General features: G+C 27.2%; 18 protein-coding genes and 1 pseudogene. 15 read left to right on the forward strand and 4 right to left on the reverse strand.

The window, feature by feature from the left end; all coding sequences use genetic code 11:
• Positions 1–25 precede the first annotated feature (25 nt).
• Entirely contained in the window at positions 26–1,363 is a 1,338-nt protein-coding gene (gene xylA / locus Q3304_RS02400; protein ID WP_407814211.1) for a xylose isomerase, read from the forward strand.
• Positions 1,364–1,450: 87 nt separating this feature from the next.
• Here the strand turns inward: xylA and Q3304_RS02405 are convergent, their stop codons facing one another.
• From Q3304_RS02405 to Q3304_RS02415, 3 genes are read right to left on the reverse strand one after another with little or no spacing between them, the layout of a single operon-like run.
• The gene (locus tag Q3304_RS02405) at positions 1,451–3,181 is read right to left on the reverse strand and encodes an alkyl sulfatase dimerization domain-containing protein (RefSeq protein WP_407814212.1); all 1,731 of its coding nucleotides are present in this window, start codon (positions 3,179–3,181) and stop codon (positions 1,451–1,453) included.
• Between the two features lie 30 nt (positions 3,182–3,211).
• Positions 3,212–4,471: a DUF1254 domain-containing protein gene (locus Q3304_RS02410; protein ID WP_407814213.1), complete on the reverse strand. Its 1,260-nt coding sequence runs from the start codon at positions 4,469–4,471 to the stop codon at positions 3,212–3,214.
• Positions 4,472–4,485: 14 nt separating this feature from the next.
• Positions 4,486–5,259, reverse strand: coding sequence for a sulfite exporter TauE/SafE family protein (locus tag Q3304_RS02415; protein ID WP_054271569.1), 774 nt, complete (start codon positions 5,257–5,259; stop codon positions 4,486–4,488).
• Positions 5,260–5,594: 335 nt separating this feature from the next.
• Between Q3304_RS02415 and Q3304_RS02420 the strand changes: the two genes are divergently transcribed.
• The 8 genes and pseudogenes from Q3304_RS02420 (at position 5,595) to Q3304_RS02455 (ending at position 14,284) form a co-directional block, all read left to right on the forward strand.
• The gene (locus Q3304_RS02420) at positions 5,595–6,794 is read left to right on the forward strand and encodes a S41 family peptidase (RefSeq protein WP_407814214.1); all 1,200 of its coding nucleotides are present in this window, start codon (positions 5,595–5,597) and stop codon (positions 6,792–6,794) included.
• Between the two features lie 331 nt (positions 6,795–7,125).
• The gene (locus tag Q3304_RS02425; protein ID WP_054271567.1) at positions 7,126–7,584 is read left to right on the forward strand and encodes a helix-turn-helix domain-containing protein; all 459 of its coding nucleotides are present in this window, start codon (positions 7,126–7,128) and stop codon (positions 7,582–7,584) included.
• Positions 7,585–7,604: 20 nt separating this feature from the next.
• A complete protein-coding gene (locus Q3304_RS02430) occupies positions 7,605–7,961 on the forward strand; it encodes a DUF4180 domain-containing protein (RefSeq protein WP_074179882.1) in 357 nt (118 codons plus the stop codon).
• A gap of 159 nt (positions 7,962–8,120) precedes the next feature.
• Entirely contained in the window at positions 8,121–8,873 is a 753-nt protein-coding gene (locus tag Q3304_RS02435) for an ABC transporter ATP-binding protein (protein ID WP_407814215.1), read from the forward strand.
• On the forward strand, positions 8,874–10,781 hold the full coding sequence (locus tag Q3304_RS02440) for an FtsX-like permease family protein (protein ID WP_407814216.1): 1,908 nt from the start codon (positions 8,874–8,876) through the stop codon (positions 10,779–10,781).
• A 151-nt stretch (positions 10,782–10,932) separates the two neighbouring features.
• Complete coding sequence (locus Q3304_RS02445) at positions 10,933–11,610, forward strand: response regulator transcription factor (RefSeq protein ID WP_407814217.1); 678 nt, start codon at positions 10,933–10,935, stop codon at positions 11,608–11,610.
• Entirely contained in the window at positions 11,607–12,626 is a 1,020-nt protein-coding gene (locus Q3304_RS02450; RefSeq protein ID WP_407814218.1) for a sensor histidine kinase, read from the forward strand. Before Q3304_RS02445 ends, Q3304_RS02450 begins: the two co-directional genes overlap by 4 nt.
• A gap of 627 nt (positions 12,627–13,253) precedes the next feature.
• Positions 13,254–14,284 (forward strand): annotated as a pseudogene (locus Q3304_RS02455) (transglutaminase domain-containing protein).
• A 115-nt stretch (positions 14,285–14,399) separates the two neighbouring features.
• Here Q3304_RS02455 and Q3304_RS02460 read toward each other — a convergent pair.
• Positions 14,400–15,374: an aromatic acid exporter family protein gene (locus Q3304_RS02460; RefSeq protein ID WP_407814219.1), complete on the reverse strand. Its 975-nt coding sequence runs from the start codon at positions 15,372–15,374 to the stop codon at positions 14,400–14,402.
• Between the two features lie 470 nt (positions 15,375–15,844).
• On the opposite strand from Q3304_RS02460, the gene pepI reads away from it, so the two are divergent.
• From pepI to Q3304_RS02490, 6 genes are all read left to right on the forward strand, one after another.
• Positions 15,845–16,726: a proline iminopeptidase gene (gene pepI / locus Q3304_RS02465; RefSeq protein ID WP_407815161.1), complete on the forward strand. Its 882-nt coding sequence runs from the start codon at positions 15,845–15,847 to the stop codon at positions 16,724–16,726.
• 289 nt (positions 16,727–17,015) lie between these two features.
• Entirely contained in the window at positions 17,016–17,819 is an 804-nt protein-coding gene (locus Q3304_RS02470; RefSeq protein ID WP_074179877.1) for a hypothetical protein, read from the forward strand.
• Between the two features lie 11 nt (positions 17,820–17,830).
• The gene (locus tag Q3304_RS02475; protein ID WP_407815162.1) at positions 17,831–18,961 is read left to right on the forward strand and encodes an ATP-binding protein; all 1,131 of its coding nucleotides are present in this window, start codon (positions 17,831–17,833) and stop codon (positions 18,959–18,961) included.
• 3 nt (positions 18,962–18,964) lie between these two features.
• Positions 18,965–20,374: a VWA-like domain-containing protein gene (locus Q3304_RS02480; RefSeq protein ID WP_407815163.1), complete on the forward strand. Its 1,410-nt coding sequence runs from the start codon at positions 18,965–18,967 to the stop codon at positions 20,372–20,374.
• Between the two features lie 214 nt (positions 20,375–20,588).
• Positions 20,589–21,086: a CarD family transcriptional regulator gene (locus Q3304_RS02485; protein WP_054271555.1), complete on the forward strand. Its 498-nt coding sequence runs from the start codon at positions 20,589–20,591 to the stop codon at positions 21,084–21,086.
• A gap of 1,907 nt (positions 21,087–22,993) precedes the next feature.
• A complete protein-coding gene (locus tag Q3304_RS02490) occupies positions 22,994–24,349 on the forward strand; it encodes a peptide MFS transporter (protein ID WP_054271554.1) in 1,356 nt (451 codons plus the stop codon).
• Positions 24,350–24,527 lie beyond the last annotated feature (178 nt).

The following is a 24,527-nucleotide window of genomic DNA, read 5'->3' on the forward strand; positions in this document are numbered from 1 at the left end:
GTGTAAAACATTAGGAGGATATGAAATGAGTGAAATATTTAAAGGAATAGGACAGATAAACTTTGAAGGAGCACAATCTAACAATGAGTTAGCATTTAGATACTACAATCCTGAACAATTAGTAGGAAATAAGACTATGAAAGAGCACTTAAGATTTGCAATGAGTTACTGGCATACTTTATGTGGAGAAGGTAATGACCCATTTGGAGTAGGTACAGTGGAGAGACCTTGGAATAATATAACAGACCCAATTGAAATTGCAAAGATTAAAGTTGATGCAGGATTTGAATTTATGTCTAAAATGGGAATTGAGTATTTCTGTTTTCATGATAGAGATATAGCTCCAGAAGGCAAAAATTTAGAAGAAACAAACAAGATATTAGATGAAATAGTTGAATACATAAAAGTTAAGATGAAAGAAACAGGGATAAAGTTATTATGGGGAACTGCTAATATGTTTGGAAACCCAAGATTTGTTCATGGTGCATCTACAACATGTAATGCTAATGTTTACGCTTATGCAGCAGCTCAAGTTAAGAAAGCCATGGAAATAACTAAGTATTTAGGAGGAGAAAACTTTGTATTCTGGGGTGGAAGAGAGGGTTATGAAACTTTACTTAACACTAATACAGAGCTTGAAATGGATAACTTCGCAAGATTTCTACAAATGGCTGTAGATTATGCTAAAGAAATAGGATTTACTGGGCAGTTTTTAATAGAACCTAAACCAAAAGAGCCAACTAAACATCAATATGATTTTGATACTGCTACTGTTTTGGGATTTTTGAGAAAGTATAATCTAGATAAATACTTCAAAATGAATATAGAAGCAAACCATGCTACACTTGCAGGTCATACTTTCCAACATGAATTGAATATGGCAAGAATAAATGATGTTTTAGGAAGTATAGATGCGAATCAAGGAGACCTATTATTAGGGTGGGATACAGACCAGTTTCCAACAAATATATATGATGCAACACTTGCTATGTATGAAGTGTTAAAACAAGGGGGAATAGCTCCAGGAGGCTTCAATTTCGATTCTAAAGTAAGAAGAGCATCTTTTGAAGTGGAAGACTTATTCCTAGCATATATTGCAGGTATGGATACATTTGCAAAGGGATTATTAGTAGCTCATAAATTATTAGAAGATGAGGTATTTGAAAACTTTACTAAAGAAAGATACTCAAGCTTTAGTGAAGGTATAGGTAAAGACATAGTAGATGGTAAAGTTGGATTTAAAGAATTAGAAATTTATGCACTACAAATGCCAGTGATAAAGAATAAGTCTGGAAGACAAGAAATGCTAGAAGCTATACTTAATAGATATATATATGAAGTAGATACAATATCTAAGAAGTAGATATAATATATAAAATACAAAATCAAATTAAAATCATAATAAAATACCTATTTTGAAATAACAAATTCAAAATAGGTATTTTAAAATTTACTGCAACCAAAATGGCATATTTACAAATGGAGTAAACTTATCAAATAAGTCTAAATAATCTTGAGCTTTTTTAGGGGTATCACATTGAACTAGACCATTTTCAATAGCTTGAATAATTGAGAGTTCTTTTGTAATTAATTTTGCCCAAGTTTCTTTAGAAGAATTAATTGAAACATCAGCTTTTATGTCACTATCCTGATTATGTATTTCAACAATCCCTCTACGTAACTCTAGCTTAAATGTTTCATTAGTATCAGTCACACATGCAAGTAGTGTCATATGAACATCAGAACTTTTAGGGCCATTTAATTTAACCTTAAAAGATTCAAACATAGCTTTGGATGTTAGACCTATAAATGAGTTTGAAAATGGAGGAAATCCAGCATTAGCTCCAACTTGATTTACTATCTGTTCAAAACATCCATCTAATGCCATAGCACTAGTCAAATACCAATTACGCCAAGTAGCATTTTCTGTTTGGTATCCAAGCATACGAATAGCAGTTGCTTTAAGTCTTCTAGCCTCCATATCATTATTATCTATACGTATAGGATAATTTAATATCTCTGTAGCCCATTCATAATCTTCTTCATGGATAGCTTTTTTAGCCTCAGCTAATATTATTTCACGACCACCCATAATTTTTACATATTTTTTAGCTGCATCTTTAGGATAAATAGGATTTAATTTACTTGCCTCACCATTAAACCAACCTATATACTGGTCATAAACAGCTTTGATTCCCTGCTTAAATGTTCCATAAAATTCACCTAGACGTTCTCTTTGAAATAGATGAGGAGGAAGTTTTCCTAACTCATTTAGTGCATAATCAGGAGTATAACCCATATTTATAAGTCTAACAGCTTGGTCATGAGTATATTGTATAGCATCTCTATAATCTGTTAGAAGGGAATTACATTCATCTTTACCATGTAAGGGTCTCATATGAGTTCCAACTAAATAATGTGGTTGATATTCACGAATTTTATCAATCCCTGTGTACCATTTCTTGGCATCACGGACAGTACCTCTAACAGTATATATATTAGGGAATATTTCACCTTGGACAGCATCTCCAACAAACATTATCTTCTCATTAGGTAAAAATATACACATAGCATCTTCTGTCTCAGCTTCACAGTGGAATAGTTTTAAATCAACTCCTGATATAGTTATCTGTAATCCATCTTCAACAGATGAAAATGTATTCGGTTCAATAAATTTATTAGAACCTTTTGATAAAACTGGTCCACATCCTAAATTAACATAACCATGTTCTCCTTTAGGAAGTATAGAGCCATACATCCAAACAGCTCTTCCCATTCTAATATCTAGTAGTTCCCCACTAGCTTGTGAGAAGTGTTTTATAAATGTTTCATCAACAATAACTAGAACTTCTTTACTTTGGCTTTGTTCTTGACTCACACAAACACTCATACCACCCCAATGGTCACCATGATTATGAGATATTATCACAGCTTTAATAGGTTTATCAGTAATCTTACGAAAATGCTTCATGATTTCTTCCATCATTTCAATAGTTTCACCTGGGTCAATAATTATAATTCCATCAGTTCCTTCAATCATAACAGGATAAGATAATCCAAAACCAACTGCACTATATACATTTTCGCCTGTTTTATAAATTTTCTGTTCCATTGTTTTAGAATGCTCTGTTAATCTAGGATTAACAAATTTTGATTTTTCAGTATAAGCAAAATTACTCATGAATATAACTCCTTTTAAATATTAACAAATTTATTGGTTTACTCTAGTAACAACTGGAGGTAACCATTTACCTAAAATGGCATCTTCACTTGGGCCATATAATCTTAGTGTCATGTAAAATTTATCTTTAGGTGATGGTAACCAGTTTGATATTTTATTTTTATCTTTAGGTGATTTATTTTGTATATATATGGTTAGTGAACCATCTTCATCGTAAAATAGTCCTTTTGTACGGTCTCCAATAGAGTAGCGGTCAATTTCATTATCTACTAAGAACGCATTTTTAAACAAATACATCGTTAATGACCAAAATTGGCTAACAGGAGGAAGTTCATTTTTATTGAACTTTATCTCATAATCAAAATTTCCATCTAAAAATTGACCAGTACTATCTTGGAAAGTGCTTGGGTATAAAGATTCTTCTGGTTGATTAGCTAAAGCACCTTTATGCCACACTACTGAACGTTGTAAATAATCTTCTCCATAATTACCAATACCTTTTCGAGCAACTCTCCAGAAGTTATGGGATTCTCCAAATGCTAAGCCACCTTCATTAATAAGTTCTTTCGCACTATTACAAGCTTCATTTAATATATCATCAGGAACTTCTTTTAGCTGTTTTGATGACAATATGTCTGTTCTAGTTTTTAAGGTTGGGATTAATAAAAGTATGCTATTAAGGGTTTCAAAAAATTCATGGTAATTTGAATTTTTATATATTGGCAAATCTTTGGTATCATGGTCATCATGATGTGTCTTGTTAGACATCTCGGAGAGTCTATGTATTCTAAACTTGTTTTGTATATCTTTAACTTCCTGAACATCATTTTTATCATTGATAAGAACCCTTAAAAATGCTAGTGCAAAAGGTGTATCACTTTTAATTACATTGGTATCTTTAGGTAAATCACCATTCCAATCTGGTCCAATAACAGTAAATTTATTTGATTTTGTCCCAGTTAATCTTCTACCAATATTAGTAATTGTTTCTGTAAATAAGTCTAATAACTGTATAGAGTAGTATCTATCATTGGTGTCTGGAACTTCTATTACTGCTGGTTGTTCACGTAAGTCTAGCCAAGCTCTTGAATATGTTGTATCATTGTTTGGTGCTGGTATAAATGATGTTTTTGGTGATGCTACAGTGGCAGTATGAGCAAATTCATTAAAACTTGTTGTCTTAGTCTTTGGGTTAATAATTTGTGTATAGAGTAATTCATACATACCTACTATTGGATATCCATAGATATAAGCATTTTTAACTGTTTCAAATAAATTAGTTTTGTTCATTTATAGTCTCTCCTTTAAAATAATCTTATTATATTCCACAGACATGTCATTATAACGAATAACATGACTGAATTATAAGCAATGATTAAATTACTTTTATTTATTTTTTTATTAATAGTTGTACCGAATATTCCACCTAAGATTGCAGCTGGAATTATATATAGTAACATCGATATTTCAAGTCCTGAAGGTATTGACTTTGAAATTAATAGAGTTATTATCTTTGAAGCTTGTGAGAATAGTATTAGTATTATTGAGTTAACAGATGCACTCTTTAAATTCATTGAGAAAAATAATGTCAGAGCAGTTATATTTATAGGGCCTCCACCTATTCCTAAAAAAGATGAAATCATTCCTAGAGTATATCCAAGTAAAACTGTAAATATACGATTCTTTATATGGAATTGTTTTTTGTTAGGTAGGTTTATGTACACCAGTATAATTACTAATAAAGACAAAAGGAGTCCATTTTGAATTAGCTTTATAAACCTATCTTTGTTAATAAAATCAACTATAAATTCAAATATCTCAGTACCAATTAAACCACCTAAAATTGCACCTATTCCAAGTAGGACAGTCGTAGGTTTTTCAAATTTAGTTTTATATTTAATATGTTTAGTAACAGCAGAACAAGACATAGTAAATACTGCACATGTTGATAAAAAATTTATAACTGAAGCATCTAGTTCAGTTACTGCATCTAGTACTGGTTTTATGATAATTCCGCCACCAAGACCAGAAATTGCACCTATAATAGAGGCTATAAATCCTACTATAAAAAATACCATATATATCTCTCCTATTCTGAAGTTTTATGTTGATTTCTTGATAGTAAGTGTTCCCTAAAATAGTAAAATAATTTATCTATTTTTACAAATACTTTAGGTATATGATAAAATGTAGTAATTATTTGACCCTTACATTTTGATTTGTTTGAAGTTATTTTGAGTTAAAATAAATTAAAAAAGATAAGAATAGTAATTTCTATTTACGATAAGAATATTAAGATATTAAAGATGCCTAACTAATATACGAATTATAATAAAGTTTAAATATTATTGTTAGAGATTTATAATGGTACTAATATATTAAAATATAAAATTTGAAAGTTGATGAGAACTATATGAAAAAGAAAATATTGTTTTTAGTAATTATTTTAACATTTATAATTTTATTAGGTAATTCTACTTATTCCCAAAAGAATCAACTATCTGAAGAAGAAAAGATGGATGATTTTAAACATGTATATAATGTTATAAAAACAGGATATCCTTATTTAAATGTAAATAAAAGAATTAATAATACTGATTGGTTAGAAAATAAGGACGAATATATAAAAAGAATAAAGAGTACTGAAAGTGATGAAGAATTTATAGAAGAAATGTCATTCATATTATCTGAATTAAATAACAAACATACAGAGGTAATCGATAATAAAAAACGATATGAGCTTTTTAAGAAATCATATTCTAATAATGATTGGTACGATTTTCTTAATGATGAAAAAGTTGTTGATAGATACGATTCTATAAATCCTAAAATAAAAGTTCCAAATGATATTTTTGTGAAAAGAGAATTAATTTTGGAAGATGCAATCAAAGGTAAAGTAGGATACATGTATCTACCATCTATGTCATCAAAGCATGGACCTATAGACAATGATTTAAAAGCAATTGAAGCATATATTAATACTCTAGAAAAACATAAAGCTTTAATTATCGATATAAGAGGAAATTCAGGTGGAAGTGATAGATATTGGCAAGGAATTGTATCTAAACTTATAAAAAATGATGTTAAAATAAATGGATATAGAATCTATAGAAATAATAATGAAATAGTAAAAAAATATACAAGTGTAAGAAATATAAAATTAGAACCTGTAGAAAACTTACCAACAAACATAAAGAAAAATGCACCAGAAGAGATTATGAAAGATTTCAGTGGTTTTGAAAATACTTCCTATACCATAAAATCGAAAAGTGACTTAAAGTTTAAAGGCAATATATATTTGCTTGTAGATAAAAAAATATATTCATCATCAGAGGCATTTGCTATGTTTTGTAAGGAAACTAAATTTGCTACTTTAGTAGGTGAAACTACTGGAGGAGATGGTGGATGTATAGACCCTGTATTGTTTAACTTAAAAAATAGTGGTCTGATAGTTAGAATGGCGAGTTGCATGTATTTAAATAAGAATGGAGTATGTGATGAAGAATTTAAAACTATTCCAGACTTTAAAGTGAGAGATTGTGATAGAACTAAGAATTTTGAAGATGATAATTGTATAAAAAAGGTAATAGAGCTTGAAAATATTAAGAATTAGAAAGCTTTTAAAAGTTATCTTGTTAGTCGAAATATTGAAATATAAAAATGTAAAAATACACTGTGAAAAGCAATTTGAAAAGATTTTAAATTTTTTCAAATTGCTTTTTTACTTAAGAGATTTTTCATTATAGTTGGACATGATTAAGCAATTTAATTTATAAGTTTAGTAAAGATATTATAATAAGTTACTAGAAAATGTTAGAATGCAATAAGATGGAATTAAAGTGCATTAAAATCTAATAGATAGCAATAAAATACAAAATAAATTTGACTTTTTGATATTTCTAAATTAATATATTGTTATTATCAAATGAAAGGTAAGTGTAATTATGGACGAAAAGTTTTATACAATAGACCAAGTTGCAGAGATTTTAGAAATGCATCATAAGACAATAAGAAAATTTATAAAAGATGAAAAATTAAAAGCTAATAAAGTTGGCAAACAATGGAGGATATCAAAAGAAGATTTAGATAGGTTTATGGATGTAAAGAGTGATGAGAATAATGGTTTAGAATTTAAATTGAATTCATATAAGGAACTAGGATGTATTCCAAAGGTTAATGTATCTACAGTAGTTGATATAAATAGTATCTCGAATAATGAATATTCACGTTTATCAAACTTACTTTTGGCACTTGTAAATAATCCGACTTCAATGTCAAGTGGCTCCACTATTAACTTGAAATATAATGAAAATGAAAATAGGCTTAGAGTTATGTTATGGGGAGATATAAAGTTTATTGAGGATATGTTAGGTTCTATATCCATATTAATAGAAAACATTTAAAACAGAAGTGAGGAATAAAAATGAATTATAATATAAAAAAACAAAATGACAGAAAATATATTTTTTTAGAGAGTAAGTTTAATTCTGAAGGAGAAATAATGGATATTATATCTATATGTATGGAGCATGGTATAAATTATCTTATGCTTAGTAATAATTCACTTTCAGATGGTTTTTTAAATCTAAAAACTGGATTAGCAGGTATTGCATTACAAAAATTTATGACTTATAGGATACAAGTTGTTGCAATTATTGATGATGAAAGCAGGATAAATAAGAGATTTTCAGAATTAATGCTAGAGCTAAATAAATCAAATAATTTTAGAGTAGTGAACAATTTTGAGAGTGCTAAAAAACATATCTCAAATATAAATTGATAATATAAAGTTATAGACTAAATACTTTAATAGCCTTTTTGCCTATGTTACGAAAGTGTAATGTTAACAGTTAAAATGTAATATTTGCTTAAGGATTTATTTATATAAAACCTTTAAAATAAACATATATTAAAAAATTAGCAACTGGAGGCTATTATTATGAAAGAAATATTAAAAATAAAAAATATATCAAAAGATTATGGGATAAAAGGATTTAGAACAAATGTATTAAAAAATATATCTCTTACAGTCAATGAAGGTGATTTTATAGCGATAATGGGTCCATCTGGTGCAGGGAAAACAACATTACTAAATCTTATGTCTACACTTGATAAACAAACTTCAGGAGAGATAATCCTAGATGGAATTAATATATCAAAAATAAAAAATAATGAACTGTCAAAACTAAGAAGAGAAAAAATAGGATTTATATTTCAAGACTACAATTTATTAGATAACATGAAGTTAATGGATAACATAGCACTTCCTCTAGCATTAGGAAAAAAGAAAAGTAAGGAAATAGAAGCTAAGGTATTTTCTATAGCCAAAAAATTTGGATTAGAAAATCATTTAGATAAATATCCTTATCAGTTATCAGGAGGGCAAAAACAAAGAGGAGCAGCAGCTAGGTCATTAATTACAAACCCAGCAGTTATATTTGCAGATGAACCAACAGGTGCTTTAGACTCTAAGTCAGCATATGAGCTTTTAGAATCATTAGAAAGAATAAATAGAGAAAATAATGCTACTATTATAATGATTACACATGACCCTCTAACTGCAAGTTATTCTAATGAAGTATACATGATAAATGATGGGAATATAAAGTGCAAATTAAACAAAGGAAGTAACAGAAAAGAATTTTATAAAAAAATTATGGATATGTTGGCCTCTATGGGAGGTGACATGTAAGTGAGTATACTTGGAATTGCGTATAATAATTTTAAGAGTAATATAAGAACGTATCTAGCATTTTTTATATCTATGGTTTTTTCAGTAGTTGTACTAACTAATTTTGAATTATTAAGATATGGTGATGCTATAAATGTATTGCAAGGAGAAAATAAAAATTTTACATTATCAGTGTTAATAGCTGTAATAATGATACTATCAGTATTTTTATTTTTCTTCATCTGGTATGCAACAAATATATTTTTTAAAAATAGGTCAAAAGAAATTGGGATATTGTCTTTTATGGGGTTAGACTTATATACGATAGGAAGAATATATTTTGTAGAAAATATGCTTATAGGGGTAAGTTCTTGTATAACAGGAATAATTATAGGAATAATAACTTCTAGGTTTTTTCAAGTAGTGATAATAAAGTTATCTGGATTTGATATAAAGGTATCTAATGGGCTTAGCATGGAAGCTATACTATATACTACTTTGATATTTATCTCTATATTTATAGTAATGGCTATAAAAGGTTTTATAACAATATGTAGAAGTAGCGTAATAAATCTAATTAATACATCTAAAAAGCAAGAAAAAATACCTAAAGTAGGAATAGGTATATATATTTTAGCTATAATATCAATTATAGTAATAGGATATGGTTATTACCTTTCTACTAATATAAGGACTGGAAATATAATGAGTGTAATACCTGTTATAGCTATAATAATAGTTGGGACTTATGGACTATTTAAATCAGTTGTTCCTGTTATATTTGATATTATAATAAAAAATAAAAAAATATTATTTAATGGAAACAATATAATTGCAATAAACAATATAAATTACAGATTAAATAAAAACTATAAAACTTATGCTATAATAGCAATAATTATAACCACTACAATATCTACTCTTGGAGCATCAGTTGCAATGAAATTTATACATCAAAATGCTCAAGAGCAAAGAAATGTATATACTGTCAGTATAGTTTCATTGGACAAAGATGAAGTGAATAAAACACAAATAGAGAATATAATAAAAGATACTAATAAGATAAAATATTCAGTAAACCCAGAGCTAACAATTTTAGAAAACACAGATAGTAAGAATGTTTATGACAAAACTAATGCTATAATAAAATATAGCGATTTTAGCAATATCCTTAAAGAAAATGGTCATGATGAAGAATTAAAAGAGTATGGTGATAAGCTAGTTAGAGGAGATAATGTAATAGAGTTAAAAAGCCCTCAAACTATAGTAACAGTAGCTACAAAAGAAGCTCATGTAACCCTTGATGGACATTTATATAATATTTCAAAGGGAGAAGTAAAAGTTCCAGTGTTAGGCACAGGATTTAATCAAAGTATCATAGTAGTAAATGATGATACATATTTCAAATTAAGAAATGAAGGACAACAAGTATATTTTTATGGGGCAAAAGTATCTAAAGAAGAAAATAGCCAGGTGATGTTTAAAAATATTGAAAAGAATCTAAGTTTAAAAAATGGTTATATTCAAAATGGATATAAAGCTCAAAATGAAAGTCAATGGATGAAGTTTGCATATGTAGTGCTTGTATTTTTATTCTTAGTATTTGCACTTGTGGCTGGAAGTATAATTTACATGAAAATATATAGTGATGCATATGAAGATAAAGATAAATACAAGATTTTATTGAAAATAGGTACTACAGAAAAAGATATAAATAGAGCTATACTTAAAGAAGTAGCTATTTTTTATACTTTACCAATGTTAAGTGCAACAATATCTAGCTATTTTGCATTGAGGTTAGCAGGAGAATTAATGATGGCTAATTTATTTAGTATATATATACTAAGTTTAGTTATATGCTTGATAATATTTATAATATATGGAGCAGTATCTGTCAGTAAGTTTAAGCGTGTAGTATATAAAAGCTAATTGATAAATTACTAAAAAACGAGGAGATTCTTTTAATAAGAGTCTCTTTGTTGATTAACTAAAGAATTTGACCAATAAACCTATATAAAATATGTTATTATATTAATAATTTATAACATAATTAAATATTAAAATAATGGAGAGTACGCAAATGTATAGAATTTTATTAGTAGAAGACGATATTGATTTATCAAAAGAAATTGCTCTTGCATTGGATAAATGGGGATTTAATGTAGAATTAATTAATAACTTTGAAGTAGTTTTAGATGAATTTATAGACAAAAAACCAGATGTAGTACTTTTAGATGTAAACTTACCATTATATAATGGTTTTTACTGGTGTGAGAAAATTAGAGCTATTTCTAATGTACCAATAATATTTTTATCATCAAGAGATTCTGATATGGATTTAATAATGGGGATAAATAATGGAGCAGATGATTATATTACCAAACCATTTTCTATAGATATATTAGTTACCAAAATAAACGGTATAATAAGAAGAGTCTACAATTATAGTGACTCTAGTAGTATTATGTACTACGACGAGTTGATATTTGATGTGGGAGGAGGAATTATAAAGCACAAATACAAGGATGAAAGTTTAGAATTGACTAAAAATGAAATAAAAATTTTAACCTTATTATTAAAAAATAAGAATAGAGTTGTATCAAGGGAAAGTCTTATGATGACTCTATGGAATAATGATGAGTTTGTGACAGATAATGCACTTACTGTAAATATGAATAGATTGAGAAGTAAAGTTAAAGAGTTAGGTTTTGATGATTTTATAAAAACTAAGAAGGGCATAGGATATATAATACAATGATAGCGAAGTATTTAAAAGGTAGGTCTAAGTATCTTATCATCTGTTTAATTATAGTCAGCATAATAAATATATACTTATTTGCTATAGATGTATTTAAAAATAAATATGCAGAGTTGGTATATTTGGATTTTTTAGTAATATTTATAACAATATTATTTTTTGTTGTGGATTATATCAGCTTTAGAAATAGTTATAAAAGTTTATATGATTGTATAGAAGATAATGGTGAAATAGATGGTTATTTGGTTGAGGGACAATCTTTTGAAGAGAATCTAATGAGAGCTATTATAGAAAATCTAAAAATAAAAAATAACAATGATATAGAAATTTATAAACAATCTTTAAAAGAATTAGATGAGTACATGGCTAAGTGGGTTCATGAAATAAAGATTCCAATATCTTCTTTGAGTATAATTACAGATAGGTTAAGCAGTATAGAAGATAGTATAGATATTAAGAATCAAGTTGCTAAGATAAACTTTTTAGTTAACTCCATTTTATATAGTAGTAGAAGTAATACCATGTTTGAAGATGTATTTATAAATAAGGTTAAATTAGAAAAATTAGTAAAAATGGCTATAAAAAATAACTCATTTTTGCTTATAAAAAATAACATTGAAGTTAGTTTAAATAAACTAGACTATGATGTCTATACAGACTCTAAATGTATGTCATATATTTTAGACCAAATTATTAATAATGCCATAAAGTATTCTAAAAAAGTTGGTAAAATTGAGTTTGATTCAAGAGAGTTAGAAAATGGAGTAGTATTATCTATAAAAGATTTTGGAATAGGCATAAGTGAAGAAGATATAGTTAGGATTTTTGATAAAGGTTTTACAGGTACAAATGGAAGAAATCAATTGTATAAGTCTACTGGAATGGGGTTATATTTTGTAAAGAAAATGATAGATAATTTGGGTCATGACATTGATGTATGTTCAGAAAATAGTTCGTATACAATTTTTAATATCTATTTTTATGATATATCAGATTATTTAAACCTAGATAGTTAGGTTATTATAAAGACTATAACAATATTAGAGATAAAAATATTTGCATAAATTTTATAAAGACTTTTATCTACTTTAAAATAAAAATATTACTGGAATAAAAAAATTCCAGTAATATTTTTATTTTAAACCTGTCTCTATATTTAAATAAATAATATTTATAGTATAATTAAAATATAATAAAGTTTATCATAATATAGTATTTTTATGAATACATTCTATATTTTTCCAGAAACTGTATTGAATATTAAAATTATAATAGATATAATATTAGGTGGAGATTGTATAAAATGTATACAAAATTAGCCTTAACTCTATTATTTACAATTCTATTTATTCTTGCCATTACTAATAATTGGATAGAGATAGCATTTGCTACATGATAATGGTGTTGAACATATTAATTAACATTATTTTATCAAGCTGACAGCAAAGGCACTGATTTTCTAGTTATATTGTATACAAACTATGTAAAAATATCGACTAGATTTTCCATGAAATTTGAACATTTCACAAAAGTATGAATGTAGAAACAGACATGTTGACAATCCACCTTTTTAAATCTAAAGTGAGCCTTATTAATGACAAGGAATAGGAAGTAACTATATTTTATAAAGGAGAATATTGAGTATGAAGAAAATTAGAAAGTTAGCTACCAAGTTATTGATTGCGACAATAATTTTAACTTCAGGTATGAGTATCACAGTTTATGGTATGACAGCCAAGGAAGTAACTGCAAAAACACCAAAAAGCTATGTCACAGGAAGTAATAGTGTATATGGTCCGAAGCTATCACAAGCACAATTGAATTCAGTAGCACAAGCAACAGCAGATTTTATGAATAAGAAAATCACAAAGAATATGACCACAGATGCTAAGATTTTAGTTGCCTATAATCACATTAAAAATAACACAACATATGTTGACTGGAACGCAGCAGAGGGAGCCAATACTGCCTATACATTGGTTACTAAAAAAGGAGCATGCTCTGGAATGGCTAGGAGCATGAAGGCTTTGTGTGATGCGATGGGAATTGAATCTTATTATGTCCACAGTAAATCAAATGACCACCAGTGGAATCTTATACGTTTTGGTGATGGGCGTTTGTATCACGTAGATATTGATGCTAATAAGTCAGCAGGAAAGGACATTATATACAAGAGTCTTAGCCACCCATTACCATTTGATAAAACAGCATATCCAACAGTTGGAGCAGTAGTGCAAACTCAAAAACAGCACCACTTGGGAAGCACACTATGTTACCACATCAAGAAGGGGCAAAGGTTGTTGGAAAATTTGGAGATATAAAGGACAAACATATAATGTATGAAGGTGTTCGATGTATTGTAATTAATTCATCAGTAAATACAGTTAAATTTATAGGTAGTAAATCAAATTTAAATCCATCAAATCTTACGATTGCTGTAATAGGATTTATGAACACACCATATGGGATGTTTGCATTAGCGTCAGAAGGTAAACCTGTTGAATATCCTTTTGAATATGATAAGCCTTTTTCTTTAGATTTTAGTGGTAGAAATCGTTCTGGTGCAGAATTAGCGAAGTACTGCAAAAAAAATGATGTGACTATTAAAATAGAAATTACCGATGAAAAAGCTAATATTGGACTTGGTCAAGTAATGTATATTCGATATGAATAATGATTAACTCATGACCGTAGAATAAATTATAAACATTGCGCCCTCTTATTGGGGGCGCATTTAACATTATATCTGATATTTTTTAGTTGGGTCAACTACTGTATTTCTCCTCTTTTTATTTATAAAAATTATTATCTCTAAGTTCCTGAGCATGTATACGATTAATTAAAAACTGTTTTAACTTAGTCAAGCATAAGAATAAAATGGCTCTATTCTCAAATTCTATTCTATTTACAGGTAAAGGTTGATTTTTCATACTTAACAATAATCTATCCGATTCCTCAAGAAGTAGATTGCCTGTTTCAGCTTCAAATTTGGTATAACCTATCTTATGTATGAAAGCAGATAGAATATGAGCTTGTGGTGGTGTAGAATTTAGTTGAGATACATAACCATACAAACTTTCTAAAATATCCCGTTGGCTTTTTATAATATCCATGTGTTCTAAGAAGAATTTAGTGTCATTTAATAAAGTATTGTTAATATTATCATAAGTTTCAGAAATACTTCTATCAATAAGTGAATTTAATGTATATAAATCTCTACTATATTCATTCTCTTTTTTAGGGTTTACAATAATATCTGCAATGTCTATAAGTACAACGCTCACTTCTTCCTGTAACTTTTTTTGAACTTCATAGATTTTATGTATATTTGTTGGAATATACATGTTTATTATGACACCTATTCCAGTCCCTATTGCAAATATTCCAGCTTCGTTTAAAATCCACTTAATAGATGTTTCTCCTTGAATGAAGTAATGGGATGCGATGACTACACACATAGCAATGACATCTTGAATATTTAATAAAAAACAAATTGGTATAATTATAAATATAAATATTGAAAATGAAGTCAAATTATATCCTAAAATATTAAAACATAAGTAGGAAAAAAGAGTACATAAAAGAAAACCATAAAACTTTCCAATAAAGCCTTTAAGAGTTTCTTTTTTAGTGTTTTTTACTGTAAGTAGTACTATAACTCCAGCAACCATTGAGTATTCTAATTTTAATAGCCAAGCAATAAATATAGCAAGAGAGCATCCTAAAGACAACTTTATAACTTTAAGTAAATCGATATCGTTCAAATACAAGCCTCCTTTAAAATATAATAAAAATAATTTTATCATAAAACCAATTTTATTTGAAATGGAGTTAACAATATTTTATTTAAAAAATACTGTAAAAATCGATAAAAAGATAAGCAAATAGAAATACAAAGATATCTTTTTTAATGTAAAACATTGTAGAATACAAAATATTATAATGAATATAAAATAATTATATTCTATTGAGGAAATAATATTTTATATTACTATATATATTATCGAACAATATAACTATAAATATATCTATTATTATTAACATAAAATAAAATTATATAGTTAATGTGATTTTATAATTGATTTGGTATGGAGATTTTTTTCTTTTATGTTATACTATTTATGAACACAAAAGTAAAGATTAAAATACATCAATAAAGGTGTATTATAAGCTTTAAATAGCCATATTAATGAACATAATTATTGTTCATAATAGCAAATTGGAGGAGATAAACATGAAAATTACTGAAGGATATATGCCTTTTGAAGGTTTTAAAACCTATTATCGTATAGTAGGAGAAAACACTGAAGGGAAGAAACCATTAGTACTACTTCACGGAGGACCAGGTTCTACACACAACTATTTTGAAGTATTGGATAAGGTAGCTGAGAGTGGTAGACAAGTAATAATGTATGACCAAATTGGTTGTGGAAATTCATTTGTAGAAGGGCATCCTGAGTTATTTAATGCTGACACTTGGATAAAGGAGCTTATTGAACTGAGAAAGCATCTAGGACTTGAAGAAATTCATCTATTAGGTCAATCTTGGGGAGGTATGCAGGCTATTTGGTATGCTCTTGAGTATAAACCACAAGGTATCAAGTCATACATTCTTTCATCTACTCTTTCTTCTGCAAAGCTTTGGGAGAAAGAACAAAAAAGAAGAATCTCATATATGGATGAGGCTGACCAAAAAGCATTGCTTGATGCAGTAAATACTGGAGATTACTCTAGCAAGGAATATAATGATGCGCTAGAAAAATTTATGGAAATGTATTGTGCAGGTGAAGTAACAGAAGATTCTCCTGAATGCCTAAGAAGACCTAAAAAATCAGGTTCTGAAGCATATATTGTAGGATGGGGACAAAATGAATTTTCGCCTACAGGGACACTTTCTGGATATGAGTTTACAGATAGATTACATGAAATCAAGGAACCTTGCTTAGTAACTAGTGGAGCAATAGATTTATGTTCACCATACATTGCAAAAACTATGTATGATAGAATTCCTAATAGTAAGTGGGAGTTATTTGAGTATTCAAGACATATGCCATTTGTTGAAGAAAATGATAAATATATAGAAGTTTTAACTAAATGGATAGATGCTAACGATTAAAAATAATGTGAATTTATATAAAAAAGAGGCTGGACATATTGTCTAGTCTTTTTTTATTATTAATAGAAGTATTAAAATCTTATTTAGATTTACAGATAATGGAATTAAATTTATGTATATGTATTTAATTTTACTGTATTTTAGAAATTTTTTTATATATTGGTATAATTATTCTGTTTAAATTTGCTTAAAAAGTATATTAATTATAATAAGAAACAATTATATAAATAGGAATAGATTATTATAATTAGTATAGAGATAAAAATAATTATAGAGAGAAAGGCATATTATGGAAAAATCAAGAGTTATTGAAATGATAAAAAATAATCCTAATATTATATCTACTTTAAATAATCCAACTGATGAAATGAAACTACTAGCTATCAAAGAAAATGGGCTTGTACTAGAATATATAAATAATCCAACTAGAGAGATGCAAGAGTTAGCAATAGATAATAATGTTAGGGCGATTAAATTTGTAGATAATCCAACTGAAGATATGATGATAAAAGCAGTAAATGAGGGGTGGAGTATACTAGACTATATCAAAAATCCAACTGATAGAGTTATTAAGATGGCTATAAATCAAGCTGGATGGGCTATTAAGTATGCTAAAAATCCAAGTGAAGAACTGCAATTATTAGCAGTAAGAAAAAATTATGATTCAATAAAATTTATAAAAGAGCCTTATGAAAGTGTACAAGAAGAGGCAGTTAGAATAAGTTATGATGCATTAAGATATATAGAATCACCTAGTTATAATGCAGAAATTATAGCTATAAAAAATAATGAAGCAGCTATTGGCTTTATAACTGATTTAGATAAGAATAAAATGTTAGAGTTTTTGAAAGTTAACATTTTAGTGATTAAATATATTATAAAGAAAATATCTAAAGATGAATTAGAGGGAGTATTAAAAGACGTATTATCAAAGGAAAATGTTGAAGAAAAATATGTTAGAGATTTTTTAAACTGTAGTGTTATAGATAGGAATAGTGAAAATCTGCCAATAGATAAAATTATGTTTATTTATAAGTATGGAAGTAAGACAGCAAAAAAAATAGCTGTGGATGAGAAATTAAAGATTATGTAGGAGAGAGAAAAATGAATTTTATAGACACATTAAAAAGCGTTGACTTAATATTATCCACTGGAGAAGTTCCCTTAATAGTGGGAGAAAGTGGGATAGGAAAAACAGCTTTAGCAAAAAAACTTGCTGAAGAAAATAATTGGAGTTTAGTTGTTATTGATGGCAACCTACTTAAAGAGGGTGAAATAGGTGGTCTTCCAACTATAGAATCTTATGTAGGAGTTAATTCAAATGGATATAAGATTGAAAAGAAAACAACAGTATATGCTGTTCATAACAAATTAAGAGAAATTGATGAAGAGATATCTAAAGGTAAGAGTGTTCTTTTATTTATAGACGAGATAAATCGTTGTGAACATACAGTGCAACAAGAACTTATGAATTTAATTTTGAATAGAGAGATTAATGGATATAAGTTGCATGATGATGTAAAGATTTTGGCAGCAATGAACCCATCAAGTAAATATGGTTCAGACTTTGATTATCAAGTTGTGGATATGGATGCAGCCCAAGAAAATAGATTTGTTTGGCTGAATATGGAGAGTGAGCATACACAATGGTTAAAGTGGGCAGTTGATGAAGGAATTGAAAGAGAAGTTATAGAATTTATTTCTACTTTTCCAGAATATCTTCATAAAATAAATGAAGATGATGTAAGAGCAACTCCTAGAAGTTATGAAAGAGTATCTAAAATTTATAAAGTTTATAAAGAAAAAAACAATTCAATTCCTAGAGCAGTATTTTTAAATGTTATAAAAGGGAATATAGGTAAGGTTATTGCAGAAGAGTTTATAAGTTTTATTGAATCAGATTCTAAACCATTAATATCTTATGAAGATGTTTTTTTAGGAGAATCTATGGATGATTCTATTATAGAAAGAGTAAAAGATGAAAGTCATACAAGGCTTTATCTATCAGCTATGAATATCTTAAAAAACTTAGAATTAAATATTAAGAATGATAAATATGAATCAAATCAATATATTAATAGATTTATTGAATTTTTAAAAGTATATCCTGTAGACTTAATGATAGGAATTATGAAGGATATTAGAAACAGTTATACTGAAGTGTATAAAAAAGCCATAGAAAATGAAGAGTTCGTAAAATCATATTTTGAATCTTATAGTCTAATAAGGGGATAATGTATGGAAAATTATTTTGATAAGCAAGCAAAAGAACTTTATAATAAAGCAAGTGAAATTATAAGTACTCATTCTATGCTAAAGGCAAATCGTGCGAATGAGAAATTTGATGTAGATATACCACAAGATTTTAAGTATGAGTTTTTTAATCTTATAGATAAAGTTAATTTAAGTCTTATGGAAGAAAAGGATAATTTTTATGGATATTTTTTGTTTCAGATGTCAAGAGAGATAAGATTTGATATAAGTAGCCCTACAGGTGTAAATTTTAAAGGAGCTAAATATGTTATATACTTTAATCCAATGATTTTTTTAACACTTGATATAGAGCAAATGGAAACTACAATTAAACATGAAATTCATCACATACTATCTATGCATTTGGTGAGAGCTAAGGAATTAAAAGGAAAGTACAGCACATTAGCTATCAATATGGCAATGGACATAGTAGTAAATAAATTCTTAACTAATTTGCCACCATATGCAACTACTTTGGAATGGGTAAATTTAAAATATTCCTTAAAACTTGAGCCATATGAGACTTTTGAATATTATGTAGAAAAAATTCAAACAGAATTAGATTTACTAGAAGAGGATGAAGATGGTGAAGAAGATGATAGTGATAAATATGGAAATATAGAAACTGAATATAGTCCAGAAAACACTCATAATATTTGGGAAGAATCTAATGATATAGATGAAAAAACTCTTAAAGAATTTACTGAAAAATTTATTAATAGTTCTCAAAAAGGTAAAATTCCTGCTTACTTAGAAAGTATGATATCATCAATTAAAAATAGTAAAGGTGAATTGCCATGGAACTTGTATCTTAATAGGATAATGGGTACAGTTGAAAGTAATAAAAAGAAGACTATAACAAGAAGAAATAGAAGACAACCAAATAGATTAGACCTGAGAGGGGAGCTTAGAAGTCATAAAGCAGAAATAGCAGTTGCTCTTGATATAAGTGGAAGTATCAGTGATGAAGAGTTTAAACAAGCGATTAAAGAAGTTCTCAATATTGTGAAAAACTATAGTCATGAAATTACGGTTATAGAATGTGATAACGAAATTAGACGTGTATACAAGGTGAGAAACGAAAAGGACCTAAAAGATAGAATTAGTATAGGTGGAGGTACTAGATTTTCTCCAGTATTTGAATATGCCAATAATAAAAAGATTAATTTGTTAGTTTATTTTACTGATGGGAAAGGTGAAAGTAAACTACAAGTAGTACCTAAAGGGTACAAGATTTTATGGGTTATTTCTGGAAGGGGAGATGAACTTTCATTGAAAGAGTCTTATGGAGCAGTTAAGAAACTTACTAAAGTTGAAATAAAGAATGAAATATTAGAGATAAACGATGTAAGAAGTGATGGATATTCAATGAATAGTCAAGCTCCAATTTTATAAGTACTCATAAAATATAAACTATTTTAATTTATATTTGCGATGTAAATCTAAAAAAATACATTAACTAGTGGTTAATGTATTTTTTTATTTTAATAATATAAGTTTTATTCACATTAAAGTCCCAAAATATGTTAAAATATAATATATAGCAGATAGTTTTGGCAAGATGAATTCAGTTGCCAAAGCTATTTTTTATTAAGGATGGTGATGTTTTTTGTTTAAGGTTGATGATTATATAATGTATGGTATGACAGGAGTATGTAAAGTCCTGGATATAACAAACGAACAGATTACAAAAGGAATAAAAAAAGAGTATTATGTGTTAAGCCCTATTTACTCTAGTAACACAGTAATAAAAATTCCTGTAGATAATGAGAAAGTACCAATGAGAAAGTTACTTTCTAAAATTAATGTTATTTCATTAATAAATGATATTCCTAATATGGATACACTATGGATAGACAATGAAAAAACAAGAAGTGAGCAATTTAAAAAAATACTTAGAAATGGTAAATGTGAAGAGTTAATAAAACTAATAAGAAGTATATATGATAATAAAGAGTATGTAAAATCTATTGGTAAAAAAACACATCAAGCAGATGACAATATAATGAAAGAAGCCGAAAGATTATTGAATGAAGAATTTGCAACTATTTTAGATATCTCTCCTGATGAAGTTAGTTCATATATATCAAGTCATATACCTCAATAAAGTATTTTATAGTATCTTTTATTTAAAAATCATAATCTAATAAAATATAATTAAAAAATACGAGCAGAATATAATTTAGATTGTAAGTATTAAAACATAAAAAATATTGAATTTAAAATAATTATACATAATTTAAATATAGACTGTAATAAATTTGAAAAAATTAATATTCAACACAAAAGGTAAAATGAAGTATAAAATTAATTTTAAAATATACATTTATAAATATTTTTTTGTTGTTTTTAATCAATTTATAAAATTAGCTACTTGGATTTATAGTATGATGGTTTATCTAGGTTAAAAACTGTATAATATTATCAAATATTTTTTTATTTTAAACAAATAAGATGGATACTATATTGAATAGAATCCATCTTATTTAAATTTCATTTATAGTTATTTGTTTAGGAACTATTTTTTATATATGAAAATCTATTGTAATAGAGTGTTTTTGGATTAGGATGTTTTTAAAAAAATATAATCGACAAAATAAGACTAAATATATGATGAAACTTATAATTAAGAAAATTACTGTATATTTACAGTATAACTTGAAAAATTATAGTTGTACAAAATTTGTTAATAATTTTATTAGAGTAATATGGAATGATTAAATAGTTTGTTTTTAAATAAACTTTTTCTTTTTTAGTTAAAGTGTAATTAAGATAATAAATAAATATAATTATTTATAAATGCTTCAATATTGTTAAAAGAATATTTATTAGGCGTATTTAGTTAGATTACTTATAATATACTTGGAATAATTGTATTTATCTACATTTAGAAATTTAAGATAAGAAATCATTTTTAGAAGATAAAGTATATATAAGTTTGAAAATTTAATAAATCTATTAAGTTAATTAAATATATAACAGTTATTTAATTAACGTAATAAATTTCTTAAATTCAATTTGAATTTTTTTATATCTTATTTACTGATATTATTTTTAGAAAATATATCTATTTTGAAATGTATGATTTGCTTATTATATATTGAATACAAAAAGCTTATTTTAAGAAATAAATAAACTAATAAAAAGGTCAAAATTTCATTTCTAAAAAACATTCTAGAGGTTGATTTAACTTATATTTCCATACAAAATATTTTATATAATATACTTGACAAATATAATTTAAATTTTTCTAATTATTTACTGTCGATTAATCGATTTTTTCCTTGCATATAAGTATATATTTATGGTACGATTTACATGGTGAAATAAATAGGGGAGGTGAAAAATAAATATTCGTGAAAAAGTTTTCAAATTGAGGCATTTTTGTGTGAAATACATTATAAATACATAACATAGCTTCAGTTAATATTATTAAAACGAATATGTTGATAATCACTTTAAAGTAACAGTTTTTATGTTTAGATTCACAGTGTTTAGTATAAGCTTAATTATAAGAAATAAATCTAATCTGTGAATAGATAGTAGTTTATTTGTTTAAGTTGAGAATTGGTTAGATGAAGTAATATATAGATTTAAAAAGTAAATAAAAACATTATTTTAATAAATATATGTTGCTTTATTTGAGACTCCTTTAAAAAAGCACTTAAATGTAATTATATAAGTCGCCACAAAAGGAGGAATTTAGTTTGTAAAATACTATCACGTAAAAAAATAAGAATTGCTATGGTGAAGATTTTTTCATGGTTTTAAGTAAGAATCTAATGATTTATAAATATATCTGAAAATAATGAATTTATATAATTTAACTTTATAATTAAAAAGCATATTAAATTTGTTCCATGAAAAGATAAACTCTACAAATAAAAACGCAATTATCTTAATAATTATTACAAATTGTTTTACAAAACAATGTCACCATATCTTTCATTAAAAAGAAAGAATCTGGATAAAACGTAAAAATATAAAAATACAATTAAGAAAGGATTTAAACTTATGAGCACAACAGTAAATAAGAAGGGTAAATTCCCTATAGGATTTTATATCTGTTCTACAACTTTCTCATTTGAAAGAGCAGCATATTATTCTGCGAAATTTTTAATTTATATATTCCTTACAACAGCTGTAATTCATGGTGGTCTTGGAATAGATAAGGGGCAAGCTGCTATAATGCAAGCTAACCTTGTTGCATTCACATATCTTGCGCCAATCATTGGGGGATATATATCAGATAGATGGATAGGAGCTAGGTATACTATACCTATAGGTATGCTTATCATGGGAATAGGATATTATCTTGGTTCTATTGCAACTACAGTTTCTATGGTAAATGCAATGATAATATTAGTTTCAATTGGTACTGCGTTCTTTAAAGGAAACGTATCAGCAGTAAATGGACAGCTTTTTGATAATCAAGAAGAGCTTGATACAGCATTCTCAGTACAGTATTCTTTTGTTAACATAGGTTCTTTTATTGGAACTACAGCAGTTGGGATACTTTATGCTAAGACATTTGCAAAAAATGGTGTGCTTGGATTCTCTCAATGTTTCTTCATAGCAGCTGTACTTTGTGTAATAGGTGCTATATGGTTCACATATGGATGGAGATTCCTTGGAAATGCAGGAAAGAGACCATTTAAAGAAGGTGTAGTTGCTGAAAAAGTTGAAGCAAAAGATAATTCGCCTCTTACAGGTATGGATAAGAAGAGAATTTGGGCTATTATACTTATTTCATTCTTCTCTGTAGTTTTCTGGTTATTCTGGTACTTAACTTATCTTGCAGTTTATGATTATGGTGCAGCATTTGTAGACATGACTATAGGAGGGTTTGAGATTCCTCTTGCTTGGTTTGACTCATTAAATGCACTTGTATGTATAGTATTAGGGCCAGTTCTTGGAGCATTATGGTTCAAACTTGCTAGTAGACCACAAGGAGATATAAGTTTATTTAAAAAGACAGGTCTTGGATTAACATTCTTAGGTCTTGCATTCTTAATGCTTGTTGGAGCAGAACTTTCAAGAGGTGTTGGAGCTCCTGAAACTGCTAAAGCTAGTATAATATGGATAATCATGTTTGGTATACTTCTAAGTTTTGGAGAAATGTTATTCTCACCACTTGGAAACTCTTTCGTAAGTAAGTATGCACCTAAGAAACTTCTAGGTGTTCTTATGGGAGTATGGACATTTGCAACTTTCTTAGCTGGTCAAGGATATGGATATATATATGCATTCACTCTTAAATTTGATATGATTAAGGTATACACTGTAATTCCAGTAATACTATTTGTTGCAGCTATACTATTATTCTTATCTGATAAGACATTAAGTAAACTTGTTGAGGATGATAAATAATCAATAAATAATTATTATTTTATATAGATTAATCTACAGTAATCATATTGTATTAGGTTGATTTGTAACTAATTAATAATAAAAAGATTTGCTCTTAAGTATGATATTATTATATATATTAGAGTAAATTTATTAGAAAATAGATAAAAAAATACTAGTCTTAATTGACTAGTATTTT

The sequence above is a fragment of the Clostridioides sp. GD02377 genome (genome assembly GCF_045899875.1).
GTDB classification, from domain to species: domain Bacteria; phylum Bacillota; class Clostridia; order Peptostreptococcales; family Peptostreptococcaceae; genus Clostridioides; species Clostridioides difficile_A.